Origin of the sequence: Shewanella sp. N2AIL (assembly GCF_022690845.1) — a bacterium.
Classification (GTDB): Bacteria; Pseudomonadota; Gammaproteobacteria; order Enterobacterales; family Shewanellaceae; genus Shewanella; species Shewanella baltica.
The window spans coordinates 1-16,518 of sequence record NZ_JALBYT010000007.1; the positions used below are offsets into that span (position 1 = coordinate 1).

The window sequence follows — 16,518 nt, forward strand, 5'->3', positions numbered from 1 at the left end:
TCAACACGCTCTACAACGCGTAATTTAAAGGCTAAGGTGTAATCTCGTTGTGTGCGCTTACGGCTTGAGTTAATTGATGTTGTCATAAAGAAGTCCTCTTTATGTCAACGTATTTCAGGACGGGACAGATAAAGCAAAAAAGCCCTGACGTGAGTCAGGGCTTTTCTGTTTTTTGGTACCCGAGGCCAGACTTGAACTGGCACGCTGTTACCAGCGAGGGATTTTAAATCCCTTGTGTCTACCGATTCCACCACTCGGGCAAACTCTTCATATTAACGACGGGAATCATGTCATTAATATCTTTATCTTTGGAGGCGCGACCCGGAGTCGAACCGAGATCGACGGATTTGCAATCCGCAGCATAGCCATTCTGCCATCGCGCCCATACTGCCAAATTTATTAGATTTGGAGCGACATATCGGGTTCGAACCGATGACCTATACCTTGGCAAGGTATCGCTCTACCAACTGAGCTAATGTCGCCTATCATTGAGCTTAATCATTAGAAGCCATGCTAGGCATGCTTTCCCCTGACTGCGGATTGGCATTCTACCGATTTAGACCTCAGAGTCAATCAACAATTTTTAAAAAATGATCTAGGCCGCATCATTTGCCCAATAAAGCGCCACAAGTCCGCGAAGTTGATGTTTCCTTCATCAATTTAGGCTTTTTTGCCGATACGGCAGATGATTAAGTGAGGCAGAAAAGCTGTGGTTGATTGTGAGGATTGAGTCGAACTCAATTAAATTGCCTGAGTATAGAAAAAAAAAGCGCCCTGCTGGGCGCTTTATGTGAAGATTATGCGCAGTTTTCAAGACTCCGCATAACTTACTCCGGTGATTTACGCAGCTAACTTATGCTGGTAGAGATAGCGTCGTTAAACCTAACATAGTTTGCATTACGCCAACCACTTGGCAGCTATAACCAAACTCGTTGTCATACCATACATAAAGAATGGCACGCTTGCCTTCTGCGATAGTCGCTTGTGAATCAATCACGCCCGCGTAGCGAGAACCCACTAAATCGCTCGATACAATCTCAGTAGAGTCGGTGTAATCGATTTGATTTTGTAGCGGTGATTGCAGCGCCGTATCTTTCAGGTACTCGTTCAGCTCATCTTTACTGGTTTCAGCATTCAAGTTCATGCTGATGATGGCCATAGAGACGTTCGGCGTTGGCACACGAATCGCGTTACCGGTTAACTTGCCCGCTAACACTGGCAGTGCTTTAGCAACGGCTTTAGCGGCGCCTGTTTCAGTGATTACCATGTTTAATGGTGCACTGCGGCCACGGCGGTCAGCGGTGTGATAGTTATCAATCAAGTTTTGATCGTTGGTATAAGAGTGAATCGTCTCAACGTGACCATTCTCAATACCATATTTATCATTCACGGCTTTCAGTACCGGCGTAATGGCATTGGTCGTACAGCTTGCCGCTGAAACGATAATGTCTTCTGGGGTAATGTCGCCTTCATTCACACCGTAAACTATGTTCTTGATTGCGCCTTTTGCAGGAGCTGTAAGCAACACTTTGCTCGCGCCTGGGCTCTTAAGGTGTAAACCAAGACCTGCTTCATCTTTCCAAATACCTGTGTTATCAACAACGAGTGCATCGCTGATATCGTATTTAGTGTAATCCACTTCGTCAGGCGAGTTCGCGTAAATCACTTGGATATAGGTACCATTGGCGATGATGGCATTGTTCTCTTCGTCAACTTCCACAGAGCCATTGAAAGGCCCATGGACTGAGTCACGGCGCAATAAACTGGCACGTTTCTCTAAATCACCTTTCTTACCGCCACGTAATACGATAGCGCGTAATCTTAACTTATTGCTGCGGCCTGTGCGTTCAATCAGCAGGCGTGCTAATAAGCGACCGATACGGCCAAAACCATAAAGCACGACATCACGCGGCGCGATATCATCAGCATGGTCGATGGCATCGGCCAACTCTTTTGCCATATAGTTTTCAATTTCGCTGACATCGGTGTGATCGCGCCAGTAATTGACTGCAAGCTTACCAATATCCACTTTACATTGTTTAACTGCGAGTTTGCTCAAAGCTTGAACGAAGGGGAAACTCTCGCGTAAACGTAATTTTTCACCGACATGACGACGAACTAAACGGTGCGCTTTAATGATTTCAATCGTAGAAGCATTGAGTAACGGCTTGCCGTAGACCACGACTTCAACGCCTTGGTTACGGTACAACTTGCCTAACAAAGGCTGCATCGCCTCTGCCATTTCAAAACGTTCTTGCCAACTTTGTAGGTGTTTATCAGCGCTCATTTACAGATCCTTTATCTCACTTTTCAATAAAATGTACTGAAAGGTTTGAGTAACATGACGAAAAGACCAATAATCTAATGCGGGTTTTAGGGAAAACCCTGTTTTGGTCGGCGCCATTGTAATGAAAGTCGCGCTTTGTTGCCAGTAAGATATTTTATGTAAATCTGTAATTTTATTAGATAAATTATCGTTTGGAGAGTGTTTTGAGACAAAATCTAGTAATAATTACATCATTTACCTTAGGGATGAGCCTTTTTGGTCTTTTCGGTTGTGATAATGACCGAAATATCTCAGCAATTTGTAAAAATAATCCTGAAATTTGTGCCGATTTGCATAAGGATGGCTGGTGTTTGGCCGAAAAAACCAAACTTATCCAGAACCGCTACGAATTAAAATACAACGAAAACCCCACAGGCAAACAACTCTACCTGCAATTGACCTACCTTGAGGATTACAGCCGTTGTATTGAACTCGCCTCTGGCGTGCAGCATATCATCCACACCAATCGCACCGCTGATAGAGCCAGAGCTTTTAGATTAAGCACCCAGAATTTAAGCTTGCTCCAAGATCAAACCCGCGAGCGACAAGATCCTTTCATGTCCTATTACCAATGGACACGCTTTGGCGATACCGCAGCGCTAAATCGATTGTTAGAACATGAAAGCGCCGGCGAAGTGACTGACTCTTTCTTACTTGCCCAAGTTGCCACCTATTACAGCAATCGAAATGCCATCAAAGCGCAACAACTCTATCTTAAAGTCTTTGCAGACATCCAATACGATGATTTCGACGTTAACTGGTTACTTGGGCTCGCATCAGCCTATCGCCAGCAACAGGTATTCGATAAAGCCTATATGCTGACGAAGGCAAATTTACTACTTACGCAGCAGAAGTATTCAGAGGAAAAAATGCTAGCCTTGCTCGGTGGCAATAAAACGCTGGCGACTGAACTCGATTTAAAAGCCCAAGCCCTTATCGATGCGCTAAAAAACGGGACTTATTCTCAGAGTCCAGTAAGACAATGGCTTGATCCTCAAGCGGTTGACCAAGCGCCAACTACAACCGAGGCTGTGCCGCCTGCGCCTGTCGAAAAAACAGACTAAGCAATCGATGGCAAAATGTTTGCCATCTTGTAATTTTTTACCCAATTAACGCGTAAAAAATGGCGATTTCGCGACCGATGTAAAAAAAATACCTAATTTGTTAATCAAGACAGCGGTAAAATGCCGATTTAACTTGACGATAGCTGTCAGTTTGGTAATTTTACTACCAGTTGAATTTTATAATCACCAGAGGGATATGAGATGACTATCCGTGTAGCAATAAATGGCTATGGCCGTATCGGTAGAAACGTATTACGCGCCTTGTACGAAAGCGAAAAAGCTTATCCAATCAAGATTGTCGCTATTAATGATTTAGGCGACGCTTCAATCAACGCTCACCTGACAAAATACGATTCTGTTCACGGTCGTTTCAATGCCAAAGTTGACCATGATGCCGAAGCTATTTATGTGAATGGCGACAAGATCCTCACTTTCCAAGAACGTGATCCTGCAAAACTGCCATGGGCTGAGTTGCAAGTAGACGTGGTTTTCGAATGTACTGGTATCTTCACTTCTAAAGAAACCGTTCAACCGCATTTAACCGCTGGTGCGAAGAAAGTCATTATTTCTGCTCCAGGCAAAAACGTCGATGCCACTGTTGTTTACGGTGTGAACAACAACGTGCTGACGTCAGACATGACAGTGATTTCAAATGCTTCTTGTACAACTAACTGTTTAGCGCCTTTTGCTAAGCCGTTAAATGACGAGATTGGTATCGAATCAGGCTTGATGACCACGATTCACGCTTATACCAACGATCAACGTTTATCTGACGTATACCACACAGATTTACGTCGTGCTCGTGCTGCAGCACTGTCAATGATCCCAACTAAAACTGGCGCAGCAGCAGCTGTAGGTTTGGTTGTACCTGAATTACAAGGTAAATTCGACGGTTTAGCGGTTCGTGTACCTACAGTTAACGTATCACTGGTGGATTTATCTTTCATCGCTGCCCGTGATACGACAGTTGAAGAAGTGAATGCCATTATTGAACGTGCTGCCAGCGTTGCGCCATTGAGCGAAGTGTTAGCGGTAAATAAAGAGCCATTGGTTTCTATCGACTTTAACCACAATGCGTTCTCTTCAAACTTTGACGCCACTCAAACCCGTGTGAACGGTCGTTTAGTGAAAGTGATGTCTTGGTATGATAACGAGTGGGGATTCAGTAACCGTATGTTAGATAACGCGGTTGCACTGATGAACGCCAAGTAAGTAAGCGTGAAGTAATCTAGTCACTAGATCTCGCGTTACTCAATCAAGCCTCGCATTTTGCGGGGCTTTTTATTGCCTTAGTTTTAATAAAAACAACAGACATAAAAAATCCCCACTCTATGGCGGGGATTTTTATCAAACGGAGAAAAAGCTAAAGAACGGGCTTAGGCATTACCCTTCACTTTCATATTCAGTGTCTTGGCAAAATCCAGCATGCGCGTCAGCGGGATCAGCGCTTTAACTCTTAAGTCTTCATCCACAAAAATCTCATGGGTGGTTTTATCGCTGTCGGCGAGTGACGCTTCAATGGCCTGTAGACCGTTCATCGCCATCCAAGGACAGTGGGCACAGCTCTTACAGGTTGCACCGTTACCGCCTGTTGGCGCTTCGATTAAGATTTTACCTGGCGCCGCCTGCTGCATTTTATAGAAGATGCCGCGATCGGTTGCCACGATAAAGCGCTCATTCGGCATTGTCTGCGCCGCTTTAATCAACTGACTGGTCGAGCCAACGGCATCGGCCATTGCCACCACACTGGCTGGCGACTCTGGGTGCACAAGGATAGCTGCATCGGGATAAACGCTTTTCATATCGCGCAGCGCGTTCGATTTAAACTCGTCGTGAACGATACAATCGCCCTGCCACATCAACATTTCTGCGCCCGTCTGTTTAGCAATATAGCTGCCCAAATGACGGTCTGGTCCCCAAATGATCTTTTTACCTTCGCTGTCTAAGTGCTCAACGATTTCGAGGGCAATACTGGAGGTCACCACCCAGTCGGCGCGCGCTTTAACGGCAGCCGAAGTATTGGCGTAAACCACCACAGTATGATCTGGGTGCGCATCGCAAAAAGCACTGAACTTATCGATTGGACAACCTAAGTCCAATGAACAAGTGGCTTCTAATGTCGGCATTAAAATGGTTTTTTCTGGGCTTAAAATCTTGGCGGTTTCGCCCATAAACTTGACCCCAGCAACGATTAAGGTTTTTGCTGGGTGATCGCGGCCAAAGCGTGCCATTTCTAAAGAGTCTGAAACGCAGCCGCCGGTTTCTTCGGCAAGGGCTTGGATTTCAGGATCGGTATAATAGTGGGCAACCAGAACGGCATCTTTTTCAATGAGCAGTTGTTTGATACGCGCCTTATAATCGGCTTTTTGCGCATCGGACAAAGGAACTGGCTTAGGCGGAAACGGGTAATCAATGGTTTCTATTGTTGGAGCAAATGGGCTGGGGGCAAACTGACTCATAACACATCCATCAGGATAACTACGTCCGGGAATTATACGTAATTGGGATCAAAAGATTAACCCATTTGTGCAAAGCAAATAAAAAAGGACGCTTTTAGCGTCCTTTTAGTGTCAGTTATTCATGCCAGCGGCTTAGCGCATCGCTAATAACATCTCTTGCGGCTGCTCAAGATATTGTTTCCACAGATTACAGAAGCGAGCAATGATGCCACCATCGATCACTCTGTGGTCGCCTGACCAGCTCACTTGCATGATTTGGCGAGCTTCGACTTCCCCTTTCGCGTTAAAGCGCGGTAGGGTTTGCAACTTACCTAAGGCCACAATTGCCACCTCAGGTTTGTTGATAATAGGCGTTGCCACTGTGCCACCTAAGGCGCCAATGTTAGAGATTGAAATCGTGCCGTCTTTCAGATCCGCTGGCGCCACGCGGCCACTGCGGGCTGCTTGGGTCAGACGGGTGATTTCTGCCGCCACTTCTAAAATGCTCTTGTCCTGCACATCTTTGATGTTGGGCACCAAAAGACCGACTTTAGAATCCACCGCCATGCCGATATTGTGGCGCGCCTTGTAGGTCAACTCAGTGCAATCAGCATTCACTTGGCTATTCATCACAGGGAACTGACTTAACGCGAGTGACATCGACTTCATGAAGAAAGGCATCATGGTCAGCTTCACTTCATCGGATGAATACTTCACTTTCATGCTTTCACGCAGTGCGACTAAGTCTGTTAAATCAAACTCTTCGCAATAGGTAAAGTGCGGAATGCTCGACACCGACTCAACCATCATGCGTGCCATCACAGCTTTTACGCCGCGAATAGGCTCAACCGTGTCAGCGCGTTGAGTCACTGTAGATGTTTGGACTTGGGTTTGAGATGCTTGCGTCGCTTGAACTGGCGCCTCTTTTACCTGAGTCGTACTTGGAGCAGAAACATTGCTCGCGCCTTGTTGGAAACGAGTGATGTCTTCCTTGTACACACGGCCGTGCTTTCCTGTGCCAGGTACTTGGCTCAAATCGATATCTAACGACCGCGCCATCCGGCGAACCGCAGGGCTGGCTAAGGCTTTACCTTGACGAGCAGGCTCTGCACTCACAATCTGCGCTGCTGGTGCCGCATTGGCCACAGTATCAGTGTTTGTTGTCGCCGCAGGTGCAGAAGTCACCTGTTCAACTTCAATGGCAAATAAAGGCGCATGCACTTTAGCTAGCTGACCTTTGCGATAATGCAGTTTGGCAATTTTACCCGCTTTAATGGCAGGAATTTGCACCAGCGCTTTATCTGTCATCACGTCGGCAATCGGTTTATCTTCCTCAACCCAATCACCTTCGCTCACTAGCCATTCGACGAGTTCACATTCAACAATACCTTCGCCGATATCCGGTAGTAAGAATTCTTCAATGCTGACGGATGAACTGGATGACGTATTGGCAGTTGTTGCCACCACAGGCTCAGTCACTTTTACAGTCGTCGCAGCAGTAGGTTCATCCGCAACAGATTCACCTGCGATTTCAACGGCACCTTCAATTTGTACGGCATAGAGCGGCGCATGCACTTTCGCAATATCGCCCTTGGCGTAATACAGCTTAGTGACCACGCCCGCAAATGGCGCAGGGATTTGCACTAAGGCTTTGTCTGTCATGACATCGGCAATCGGCTGATCTTCAACGACTGTGTCGCCTTCTTTGACCAACCATTCAACCAATTCACATTCCACTACACCTTCGCCAATATCCGGCAAAATAAAATCTTTAATCATACCGGACTCCTAGAAGGTCACTGATGCTTTGATGGCTTCAAACGTTTTGAACACATCAGGCATATATTCTTTTTCATGAATGAGTGGGTACGGGGTATCTAAACCACAAACGCGGCTGATGGGCGACTCTAGATACAAGAAGCATTCTTGCTGGATTGTCGCGGCAATTTCACCGGCAAAACCACCAGTTAATGGCGCTTCATGGTTAACCAGCAAACGTCCTGTCTTTTTGACTGAATCGGCAACGGTATCGATATCCCAGGGTGACAAGGTGCGTAAATCAATAATTTCGCAGGAGATCCCTTCTTTAGCGGCCATGTCGGCGGCTTTTTCAAGGATTTCCATTTGCGCGCCCCACGCCACTAAGGTGATATCTTTACCTTCGCGAACCACTTCAGCCTTGCCCAGTTCAATTTCATAATCGCCCGTTGGCACTTCGCCAACCGATGCGCGATACAAACGCTTAGGCTCAAAAAAGATCACTGGGTTTTTGTCACGAATTGACGCCAGCAGCAGGCCTTTGGCTTGCTCGGGGTTACGTGGCACCACCACTTTTAATCCCGGTGTCTGGGTAAAATAAGCTTCGGGTGATTGAGAGTGATAATGGCCGCCAGCGATGCCGCCGCCATAGGGCGTACGGAACACTAACCCACCGACATCGAATTCATTGCCGCTGCGGTAACGGAACTTGGCCGACTCGTTGACGATTTGATCGAACGCCGGAAAGATATAATCGGCGAATTGGATTTCAGCCACAGCAGTCATGCCATTTGAGGCTAAACCATTGGCAAAACCCGCAATACCTTGCTCTGTCAGCGGGGTATTAAAGCAGCGATCGCGACCGAATTTTTCTTGAAGACCGGAAGTGGCGCGAAATACCCCGCCAAAGTGACCCACATCTTCACCAAAAACCACCATGCGCTCATCGGCTTGCATGGCGATCGACAAGGCCTCATTGACGGCCTGTAACATATTCATTTCAGCCACGGCTTATAGTCTCCCTGCACTTTTTGGATAGGCTTGCGGATATTTCTTGATATGTTCTTTAAGATCGGCGAGTTGCTTTCTCAGCACTGGCGTAGGCTTGTCGTACACATCTTCAATAATTTCATCCAGCATAGGCACAGGAATTTTTTCAGCCACTTTTACCGCAGCCAATACTTCTTCACGATATTTCTCATGCAGTTTCACATCATCCGCTTCAGCTAACCAACCTTTGTTGATAAGCCATAATTTGAAGCGTTTAACCGGATCGTGTTGCTGCCACTTGGCTTCTTCATCTTTCGAGCGATAACCAGATGGATCGTCTGATGATGAATGCGCGCCGAGACGGTAAGTCATGGCTTCAATCAGCACAGGCGCATTATGCTCAATCGCATAGGCGCGAGCTTGCTGCGTTGCGGCTAACACGGCCAGCATGTCATTGCCGTCAACACGAATAGTGTGCATGCCATAACCCACACCGCGACTCGCAATACCGTTACCGGCAAACTGCTCTTCGGTTGGGGTTGAAATGGCGTAGCCATTGTTACGGCAGAAGAAAATCACTGGGCATTTCAGTACCGCGGCCATGTTTAGGCCAGCATGAAAATCCCCTTCCGATGCAGCGCCTTCGCCAAAATAACAAACCGCGACTTTGCGCTTACCTTGCATTTTTAAGCTGTAGCCCACACCCGTCGCCTGCGGGATTTGTGTCGCAAGGGGTGAAGAGATCGTTTGATAATGCAATGCCGCACTGCCGTAGTGAATTGGCATTTGGCGACCTTTACCAAGATCTTTCTCGTTACTGAACATCTGATTCATAAACTGTTCAGTGGTAAAGCCGCGATAACGCAACGCCGCATGCTCACGGTATTGCGCGAGGATAACGTCTTCTTGATCGAGAGCGGCCACACTGCCGACAATCGCCGCTTCTTCACCCGTACAGGTCATATAGAAGCTGATGCGCCCTTGACGCTGGGCACCTAACATACGTTCATCGAGTACCCGAGTGAATACACAGGTATCGTAAATTTTAGTGGCTAAGGTTTCATCTATCACAGGCAAAACCGCGGTTTCATAAGTGGTGCCGTCGGCTTGTAGAATTCGAAGGATAGGAATGTGTAGCGATGCCTTATCCAAGAAGCCGACACGGTGCACTGTATCAGTGTTGAGTGTTGCTTTGCTCATATTGTGCTCTTGTTATCTCATTACGCACCAAAGCGTTTTGATGCGTCTGTTTATACGAATATGCCCGACGAACATTACGTTAACGTAAACTACCTATCAACCATTGGCATAGCTCAAACCACAAGTTATCCCTGCCTCGCATGTATATATTGCTTTACAAGCCTAACGCACGTCCGCATTCACCGCAGGGATCAGGCAAATCACAGTGCGATTGCCAATAGGCACTTTGGCATTAGGGAACACGACAGACTCAAACTCATGTTCCACTTTAATGTCTTGCCCACCTTCCCGCGCTAATACAAAGCCCTTCGGGAAAGATCTGAAGTTTTCGACATCGGTGGCGAAAGTAAATTCAAAATCATCGAAATGTTTATTGATAACGCGGCACACTTGGTACAAGTTGACCTTATCGGCATCAAATGCATCTAGCTCCAACGGCTTAGCGGTGATCAAGCGCATGAACATTTCATGGGTGGCGATAAAACGCGTCATGTCGTTCTGCCCCATGGGATACACTTTACCAAGCTCAATGGTAAAGGCATCAGCGCCGTAACGTTCAGAAGAAAAATAGCTGAAGGTCGTGGTCGGTTCGTGGTGGAAAAGTACTGTATCGACGCCGCTTGCGGCTAAAAACATAATTTGCTCGCCGCTAAAGGCGCGCCCTGGACGATAGGGATAGATAGCGAACTTTTCATGCTTCGAGGCGCGCATCGCCGTGTGCAAATCATAATGGATGCGCTGACGTCCATCGGCAACCGTAGTATAAAAACGATCGACATAGGCTTCGAGTTTTTTCGCGCGTACTCGCTCAGGGTTCACTAACCCTGGTGGATTGGAATGCTCACCACTAAATAGACGATTCATGTTTTCGTCAATAATCCGCGTGCCGTTATTAATCGCTAATGGGTTACCAATGAGAAATAAAGTGCGCTGCTTTGCGATGATCTTTTGCTGTAGAAGTTGTTTAATTAAGCTATTGCAGAGTTCAATGGGCGCGGTCTCGTTACCGTGAACACCGCAGGAAAGCACAATATCTTTTCCTTCATTCTTTACTGGTTCGAAAACAATAACACCGGTATCCCACACATCCACTTGAGTATGATCGCCTAAGTTAAATGAAAATTCGCCATCGAACTGTTCAGGATGGGCTAAGGTGAGCGCTAAAAAATCCTTTGAATCTAACAGAGCTTGTAACACAGAATTCTCCTTATAATGATGTGTAACAGTATTGGCGCAATAGCATAAGTACAGGCAGTAATAACCACTTAAGCATTTATCTCATCGCGGTTAGTCTCACTCGCACCTAAAAAACGGCTTCAATACTAACACATGTTTTTAATGCTGTTCTCAGACATTTATCGCCATAGGACCCAGTTTTGAACGGAATAAGATCAACGCGGCGCTTTGCTATGCCGAGTGTAAATTTCCCATCACCTTATCGAAAAATCGTCCAGCATAAATATTCCTGCTAGAGGCTTGCTTTTGCGCGCGAGTTTTATCACAATCCTTAGCCATCTAGACTTCTATTGGATTTAATTATGGCGTTAGCAACCTTTGGTGCCGGCTGTTTCTGGGGCGTAGAGTATTTTTTTAGACAAGTGAATGGCGTATCGAATGCCACCTGCGGTTACATGGGCGGCAATAATAGCGCGACCACCTATGAAGAAGTCAAAAAAGGCAAAACGGGCCACGCCGAAGTGGTACAAGTGGAGTTTGACCCTGCCCTGGTCAGTTATGAAGACTTACTTGACGTGTTTTGGAAAAACCACAATCCAACCAGCCTGAACATGCAAGGTGGAGATATAGGCACTCAATATCGCAGCACGATTTTCTTCCATGACCGTGAACAAAAAGCCGCGGCTGAAACATCTAAACTCGCCTTCGCCCGCTCGGGGCGTTGGGGATTACGCCATATCGTGACTGAAATTGTGCCATTGCAACAGTTCCATGTGGCAGAGGAATATCACCAAAATTACATCGATAAGAATAACTTACCGAGTTGTCATATCGAGTACTAAATACGGTCAAATCAGCATGAGATCAACTACTAATAACTGACATTAGACACAAACAAAAACGCACTCAAATCTGAGTGCGTTTGTTTTTGATACTTTATAAACTTAATGCTGCATTAAGCGTTCAGCGCCTTATCAATTAATGCCTGTGCATCTTTGATAATTTCAGCTAAATGCTGCTCACTGATAAAACTCTCGCCGTAGATCTTAAATAACGCTTCCGTGCCCGATGGACGCGCGGCAAACCAACCATTCGCCGTAGTCACTTTGATGCCACCAATGGCCGCATTATTGCCCGGCGCATGGGTTAACACGTTTTCGATTACCTCACCCGCAAGCACAGTGGCATTTAAGGTTTCTGCATTCAATAACGCAAATTTGGCCTTGTTTTCAAGACTGATTGGGCTATCGATACGCTTATAGAAACTTTGGCCAAATTGTTCTACTAGCTCTTGATGGCGTTGACCTGGAGTTTTACCTGTCACCGCAAGAATTTCTGCGGCAAGTAACCCTAGAATAAAGCCGTCTTTATCCGTGCACCACGTAGTGCCATCACGGCGTAAAAATGCCGCGCCAGCACTCTCTTCACCGCCAAAGGCGATGGTGGCTTCGGCTAAACCATCGACAAACCACTTAAAGCCCACAGGCACTTCGAGTAATTTTTTGCCATGGAAAGCACAGATTTTATCGATAAGTGCACTCGAGACTAAGGTTTTACCTATGGCTAAGGTATCGCTCCAATCCGGTCTGTGTGTCAGTAAATAATCGATAGCGACCGCAAGGTAGTGATTAGGGTCCATCAAGCCGGTACCAGGGCAGACAATGCCGTGACGGTCATAGTCAGGATCGTTACCAAGGCATAAATCAAAGGATTCTTTATGGGCGAGTAACCCTGCCATCGCATAGGGAGACGAGCAATCCATGCGGATTTTGCCGTCTTTATCCAGCGGCATAAAGCTAAAGCTTGGGTCAACTTTATCATTGACTAAGGTGATATCGAGCCCATAACGCGCGGCAATCGGTGCCCAGTAGAAAATCCCTGAACCACCGAGCGGGTCAACGCCGATACGCAGCTTAGCGTTGGCAATCGCCTGCATGTCGATAACATTTTCTAAATCAGCCACATAGGGAGTGATCAAATCAATGGCGTAGACATAGCCTGAAGCCAGCGCTTCGGCATACGCTAATTTTTGCACGCCAGCTAACGCTTGGCGCAAGTAATCATTGGCCCGCGACTCAATCCAAGCCGTGATATTTCCTTCGGCTGGTCCGCCATGGGGTGGATTGTATTTGATCCCGCCATCTTGAGGCGGATTATGGGAAGGCGTGATAATCAAACCATCGGACAGTGCCGCACCAGTGATATTTGCTTCGCGATTGGCGCAAATCACCCCATGGGACACCACAGGTGTTGGCGTGAAACCATCATTCTGCTGGATGTGCACTGTGACTTTATTTGCCGCCAACACTTCAATGGCCGATAAATAAGCGGCGTAGGATAACGCATGGGTGTCAATCCCGAGGATCAACGGCCCATTGATATTCACCGATTGGCGATAATCCACCACAGCTTGGGTAATCGCCCAAATGTGTTGTTGGTTAAAACTGCCATTAAAAGCGCAGCCTCTGTGCCCAGAAGTGCCAAAGGTGACGCGTTGTTGTACGTCATCCATATTTGGCGTGATGCTGTAATAATGGCTCATCAGTTTTGGAATATTGACCAGATCCGTCTGATTAGCGATTTGTCCTGCCCTTTGATGTATTGCCACCTATGGCTCTCCTGCACTTAATTACAATTAAAAACAATGGTTAAACTTAGATCAATAGCTGATTAAATGGCTCACCCGCGGATTAAACGCGCTCGGCAATGCCCGCAGCAACCGTTGCATCACAACCAAATTGCACTAAGACTTCGGATAAAATAGTGCGTTTCTTGGCGGTATTGTTGTTGCTCGTCACCCAGAAACCACTGGTACCGATTTCTTTAGGATTCGCCGAAGCACTCGCTTCCAGTAATTGCTCTTTCGAACGGGCAAAATACAAACGATCGCGCCCTTGGATCTGCAAAATTTGTGAGAATTGCTCTGGGGCTAATTGATACAAACTTTCGAGCAAAAACAAAAAACGCCCTACCGCTCCTTTTTGTTGCGATAACAGATGTTCATCGACTAAACGACTAAAATCATTCACAGCAGGTGCAGTTTGCACTACGGCAGCTTGAATTGGTTCAGCCTCTAAACTTGGTTGGCTTATCGCCAAAGGCTGAGGTGGTTCGACCGCATCGACGGACAGGCCGAGTAATCGACGAAGAATGTCAGAGGCGCTCTCACCAATACGTTCTGTTTTGCTGGCAATATGACGATAGAGCTCTTCATCAACTTCGATATATTTCATAACCTTAATTATCCTTTGTTATTCGACAGGCTTAACCGAAAAAAGTGTATCACAGCGATCGGGGCAGATCATTGCGATCGGTTACCAGTGTATCCATGTCTATCAATCTGATAAAGCGCCATTATTCTAAAAATGCGTGAAATAGCACAGCAAACTAGCAGATAATCGACAATTGCCGAAAAAGCGCCCAAGTTCATCGCTGCATACACGCCAAAGTAGCAACTGACTTGTCAAGCCAACGGCATTAAGGGCACAATTCGCGCCACGTTAAGCTAAACATATTCAACAGGAATCACCATGAACTTTGTTTCTACAGGCCAAGGACCCGCAGTACTCTTGATCCACGGCTTGTTCGGCAACCTAGATAACCTCAAAGGCCTAGGGCAAGTATTAGAAAGCCAGTATCAGGTTATTCGTGTCGATGTGCCCAATCATGGTTTAAGTGAGCATTGGGATGAGATGGATTACCCTCGCCTCGCCACAGCCATGGTTGCATTACTCGACGAACTGGCTATTGAACGCGCCCATATTGTGGGTCACTCCATGGGCGGTAAAATCGCCATGGCGACAGCGTTAGCTCATCCAGAGCGCATTATCAGCATGGTGGCAGCAGATATTGCCCCCGTCGCCTATGAGCCAAGACATGACTTAGTTTTTGCCGCATTAGAAAGTCTGCCCTTAGAAGGTCATACCGACAGACGCTTTGCCCTTAACCACTTAATAGACAAATGTATCGACGAAGCCACGGCGCAGTTTTTACTCAAAAACCTGCAACGTACCGATACGGGTTTTCGTTGGAAGCTGAACTTAAGTGGTCTAAAGACTTGTTACCCAAACATTATTGGTTGGCACAATCAAGCGCCAAATCCAGTACAAAGCTATAGCGGACCAAGTCTATTTATTCGTGGTGGTGACTCAAATTATGTCACGAGTGAGCACAGAAGCGCTATCATGGCGCAATTCCCTGCGGCGCAGGCGAAAACTCTCGAAGGCTGTGGTCATTGGTTACATGCACAGAAACCCGCCATCTTCAACCGGATTGTGTCTGAATTTATTGACAAACAAGCAATGTAAATCAGCAGCAAACTCGACCTAAAGCATATGGCAGCCGCCATCTTGATGTGATATATTCGCGCCTCTTTTGGCCTTAGAACACTCTCGAGGACTAAGAAAGTATGTTATCTCAGTACATGGAACAAATTGAAACCATCGGCCTGAACCTGTTTTTTGCCTCGATATTTTTCTTTATCGGCATGGCCATCCACGATGTGCTTAAACAAGGTAACGTGCCGAAATTTGGTCGATTTATTGTTTGGTTAGTGTTATTTCTCGGCTGCGCCGGGTTTATTGTAAAAGGTATTATCCAGATCACTTGGGAAGGCTCAGGGATCGGTTAACAATAAGAACATGGCAAAAGAAGCGACAGACAGAACCACCATTGACCTTTTTGCCAATGAAAAGCGCCGGGGCCGCCCACGAAGTAATCCTTTGTCCCGTAGCCAGCAGCTTAAGGTCAACAAACGCAATCAAATCCAGCGCGATAAAGCCAACGGATTAAAGCGAATAGAGTTAAAGGTGTCACAAGATTTGTATGACGCCTTGAATGAGCAGGCATTGGCCAGTAACATCAGCCGTAGCCAGTTAATCGAATTAATTCTTCAGCAACAAGTTGAGTGCTGAACGAGTACCAGCAAGATTAACGTAATAAGTGAACTAGACATTAAAGGATAGACAATGGCAACTGTAGGTCTTTTTTTCGGTAGCGACACAGGTAACACCGAAGCCGTAGCCAAGATGATCCAGAAAAAACTGGGTAAAAAAATGGTTGAGGTGAAAGATATCGCCAAAAGTACCAAAGAACAGATTGCAGAGTATGACTTGCTGCTGTTCGGCATCCCGACCTGGTATTACGGCGAAGCTCAATGTGACTGGGATGATTTCTTCCCTGAATTAGAGCAAATTGATTTTACTGACAAACTTGTCGCTATTTTTGGTTGTGGTGATCAAGAAGACTACGCTGAGTATTTCCTTGATGCCATGGGTATGGTTGGCGATATCGTTCAGGCGCGTGGTGGTATCATCATCGGCCACTGGCCAACTGCAAGCTACAACTTCGAAGCCTCTAAAGGTCAAGTTGATGACGACCACTTTATTGGTTTAGGTATCGATGAAGATCGTCAGCCAGAGCTGACCGAAGAACGTGTCGATGCTTGGGTTAAGCAAATTTACGAAGAAATGTGCTTAGCTGAATTAGAAGACTAATTGGGCTAACCATTCGATTAAAGCGGCCTTAACGCCGCTTTTTTTATGCTTATATTTCTGACTAAGAATAA

16 protein-coding genes and 3 tRNA genes are annotated in these 16,518 nt (G+C 46.4%); 7 read left to right on the forward strand and 12 right to left on the reverse strand.

From position 1 onward, the window contains the following. From MO387_RS06005 to MO387_RS06025, 5 genes are all read right to left on the reverse strand, one after another. A partial coding sequence (locus MO387_RS06005; RefSeq protein WP_242326061.1) for a valyl-tRNA synthetase occupies positions 1-86 on the reverse strand: 86 nt, incomplete at its 3' end. A gap of 87 nt (positions 87-173) precedes the next feature. Next, positions 174-260: transfer RNA gene (locus MO387_RS06010), tRNA-Leu, on the reverse strand. A 49-nt stretch (positions 261-309) separates the two neighbouring features. Further along, positions 310-383: transfer RNA gene (locus MO387_RS06015), tRNA-Cys, on the reverse strand. 23 nt (positions 384-406) lie between these two features. Further along, positions 407-482, reverse strand: a tRNA-Gly gene (locus MO387_RS06020). 371 nt (positions 483-853) lie between these two features. Beyond that, complete coding sequence (locus tag MO387_RS06025; protein ID WP_107947500.1) at positions 854-2,287, reverse strand: glyceraldehyde-3-phosphate dehydrogenase; 1,434 nt, start codon at positions 2,285-2,287, stop codon at positions 854-856. A 203-nt stretch (positions 2,288-2,490) separates the two neighbouring features. Here MO387_RS06025 and MO387_RS06030 point away from each other — a divergent pair, with 203 nt between their 5' ends. Next, the gene (locus tag MO387_RS06030; protein WP_107947498.1) at positions 2,491-3,390 is read left to right on the forward strand and encodes a DUF2989 domain-containing protein; all 900 of its coding nucleotides are present in this window, start codon (positions 2,491-2,493) and stop codon (positions 3,388-3,390) included. Positions 3,391-3,591: 201 nt separating this feature from the next. Beyond that, positions 3,592-4,602: a type I glyceraldehyde-3-phosphate dehydrogenase gene (gene gap / locus MO387_RS06035; protein ID WP_006081590.1), complete on the forward strand. Its 1,011-nt coding sequence runs from the start codon at positions 3,592-3,594 to the stop codon at positions 4,600-4,602. Between the two features lie 164 nt (positions 4,603-4,766). Here gap and nadA read toward each other — a convergent pair whose 3' ends face one another. From nadA to astE, 5 genes are all read right to left on the reverse strand, one after another. Further along, positions 4,767-5,849 (reverse strand): quinolinate synthase NadA, encoded by a 1,083-nt coding sequence (gene nadA / locus MO387_RS06040; protein ID WP_006081589.1) that lies wholly within the window; start codon positions 5,847-5,849, stop codon positions 4,767-4,769. A 132-nt stretch (positions 5,850-5,981) separates the two neighbouring features. Then, complete coding sequence (locus tag MO387_RS06045) at positions 5,982-7,607, reverse strand: dihydrolipoyllysine-residue acetyltransferase (protein ID WP_107947496.1); 1,626 nt, start codon at positions 7,605-7,607, stop codon at positions 5,982-5,984. A gap of 9 nt (positions 7,608-7,616) precedes the next feature. Further along, positions 7,617-8,594, reverse strand: a complete 978-nt coding sequence (locus MO387_RS06050) for an alpha-ketoacid dehydrogenase subunit beta (protein ID WP_107947494.1) — start codon at positions 8,592-8,594, stop codon at positions 7,617-7,619. Positions 8,595-8,597: 3 nt separating this feature from the next. Next, the gene (locus MO387_RS06055; RefSeq protein ID WP_107404477.1) at positions 8,598-9,776 is read right to left on the reverse strand and encodes a thiamine pyrophosphate-dependent dehydrogenase E1 component subunit alpha; all 1,179 of its coding nucleotides are present in this window, start codon (positions 9,774-9,776) and stop codon (positions 8,598-8,600) included. Positions 9,777-9,938: 162 nt separating this feature from the next. Then, positions 9,939-10,973, reverse strand: coding sequence for a succinylglutamate desuccinylase (gene astE / locus MO387_RS06060; RefSeq protein ID WP_107947492.1), 1,035 nt, complete (start codon positions 10,971-10,973; stop codon positions 9,939-9,941). 341 nt (positions 10,974-11,314) lie between these two features. Between astE and msrA the strand changes: the two genes are divergently transcribed. Next, on the forward strand, positions 11,315-11,794 hold the full coding sequence (gene msrA / locus MO387_RS06065) for a peptide-methionine (S)-S-oxide reductase MsrA (RefSeq protein ID WP_011839905.1): 480 nt from the start codon (positions 11,315-11,317) through the stop codon (positions 11,792-11,794). Positions 11,795-11,907: 113 nt separating this feature from the next. Here the strand turns inward: msrA and pgm are convergent, their stop codons facing one another. Next, a complete protein-coding gene (gene pgm, locus MO387_RS06070; protein WP_107947490.1) occupies positions 11,908-13,560 on the reverse strand; it encodes a phosphoglucomutase (alpha-D-glucose-1,6-bisphosphate-dependent) in 1,653 nt (550 codons plus the stop codon). 82 nt (positions 13,561-13,642) lie between these two features. Further along, a complete protein-coding gene (gene seqA, locus MO387_RS06075) occupies positions 13,643-14,185 on the reverse strand; it encodes a replication initiation negative regulator SeqA (RefSeq protein WP_107947487.1) in 543 nt (180 codons plus the stop codon). A gap of 297 nt (positions 14,186-14,482) precedes the next feature. On the opposite strand from seqA, the gene MO387_RS06080 reads away from it, so the two are divergent. From MO387_RS06080 to fldA, 4 genes are all read left to right on the forward strand, one after another. After that, positions 14,483-15,259: an alpha/beta fold hydrolase gene (locus tag MO387_RS06080; RefSeq protein ID WP_107947485.1), complete on the forward strand. Its 777-nt coding sequence runs from the start codon at positions 14,483-14,485 to the stop codon at positions 15,257-15,259. Positions 15,260-15,360: 101 nt separating this feature from the next. Then, positions 15,361-15,582, forward strand: a complete 222-nt coding sequence (locus MO387_RS06085) for a DUF2788 domain-containing protein (RefSeq protein ID WP_006081578.1) — start codon at positions 15,361-15,363, stop codon at positions 15,580-15,582. 10 nt (positions 15,583-15,592) lie between these two features. Next, positions 15,593-15,865 carry a LexA regulated protein gene (ybfE, locus tag MO387_RS06090; protein WP_006081577.1) on the forward strand — a complete coding sequence of 91 codons (273 nt, stop codon included), beginning with the start codon at positions 15,593-15,595 and terminating at the stop codon, positions 15,863-15,865. Between the two features lie 54 nt (positions 15,866-15,919). Next, a complete protein-coding gene (gene fldA / locus MO387_RS06095) occupies positions 15,920-16,447 on the forward strand; it encodes a flavodoxin FldA (RefSeq protein WP_006081576.1) in 528 nt (175 codons plus the stop codon). Positions 16,448-16,518: the final 71 nt, after the last annotated feature.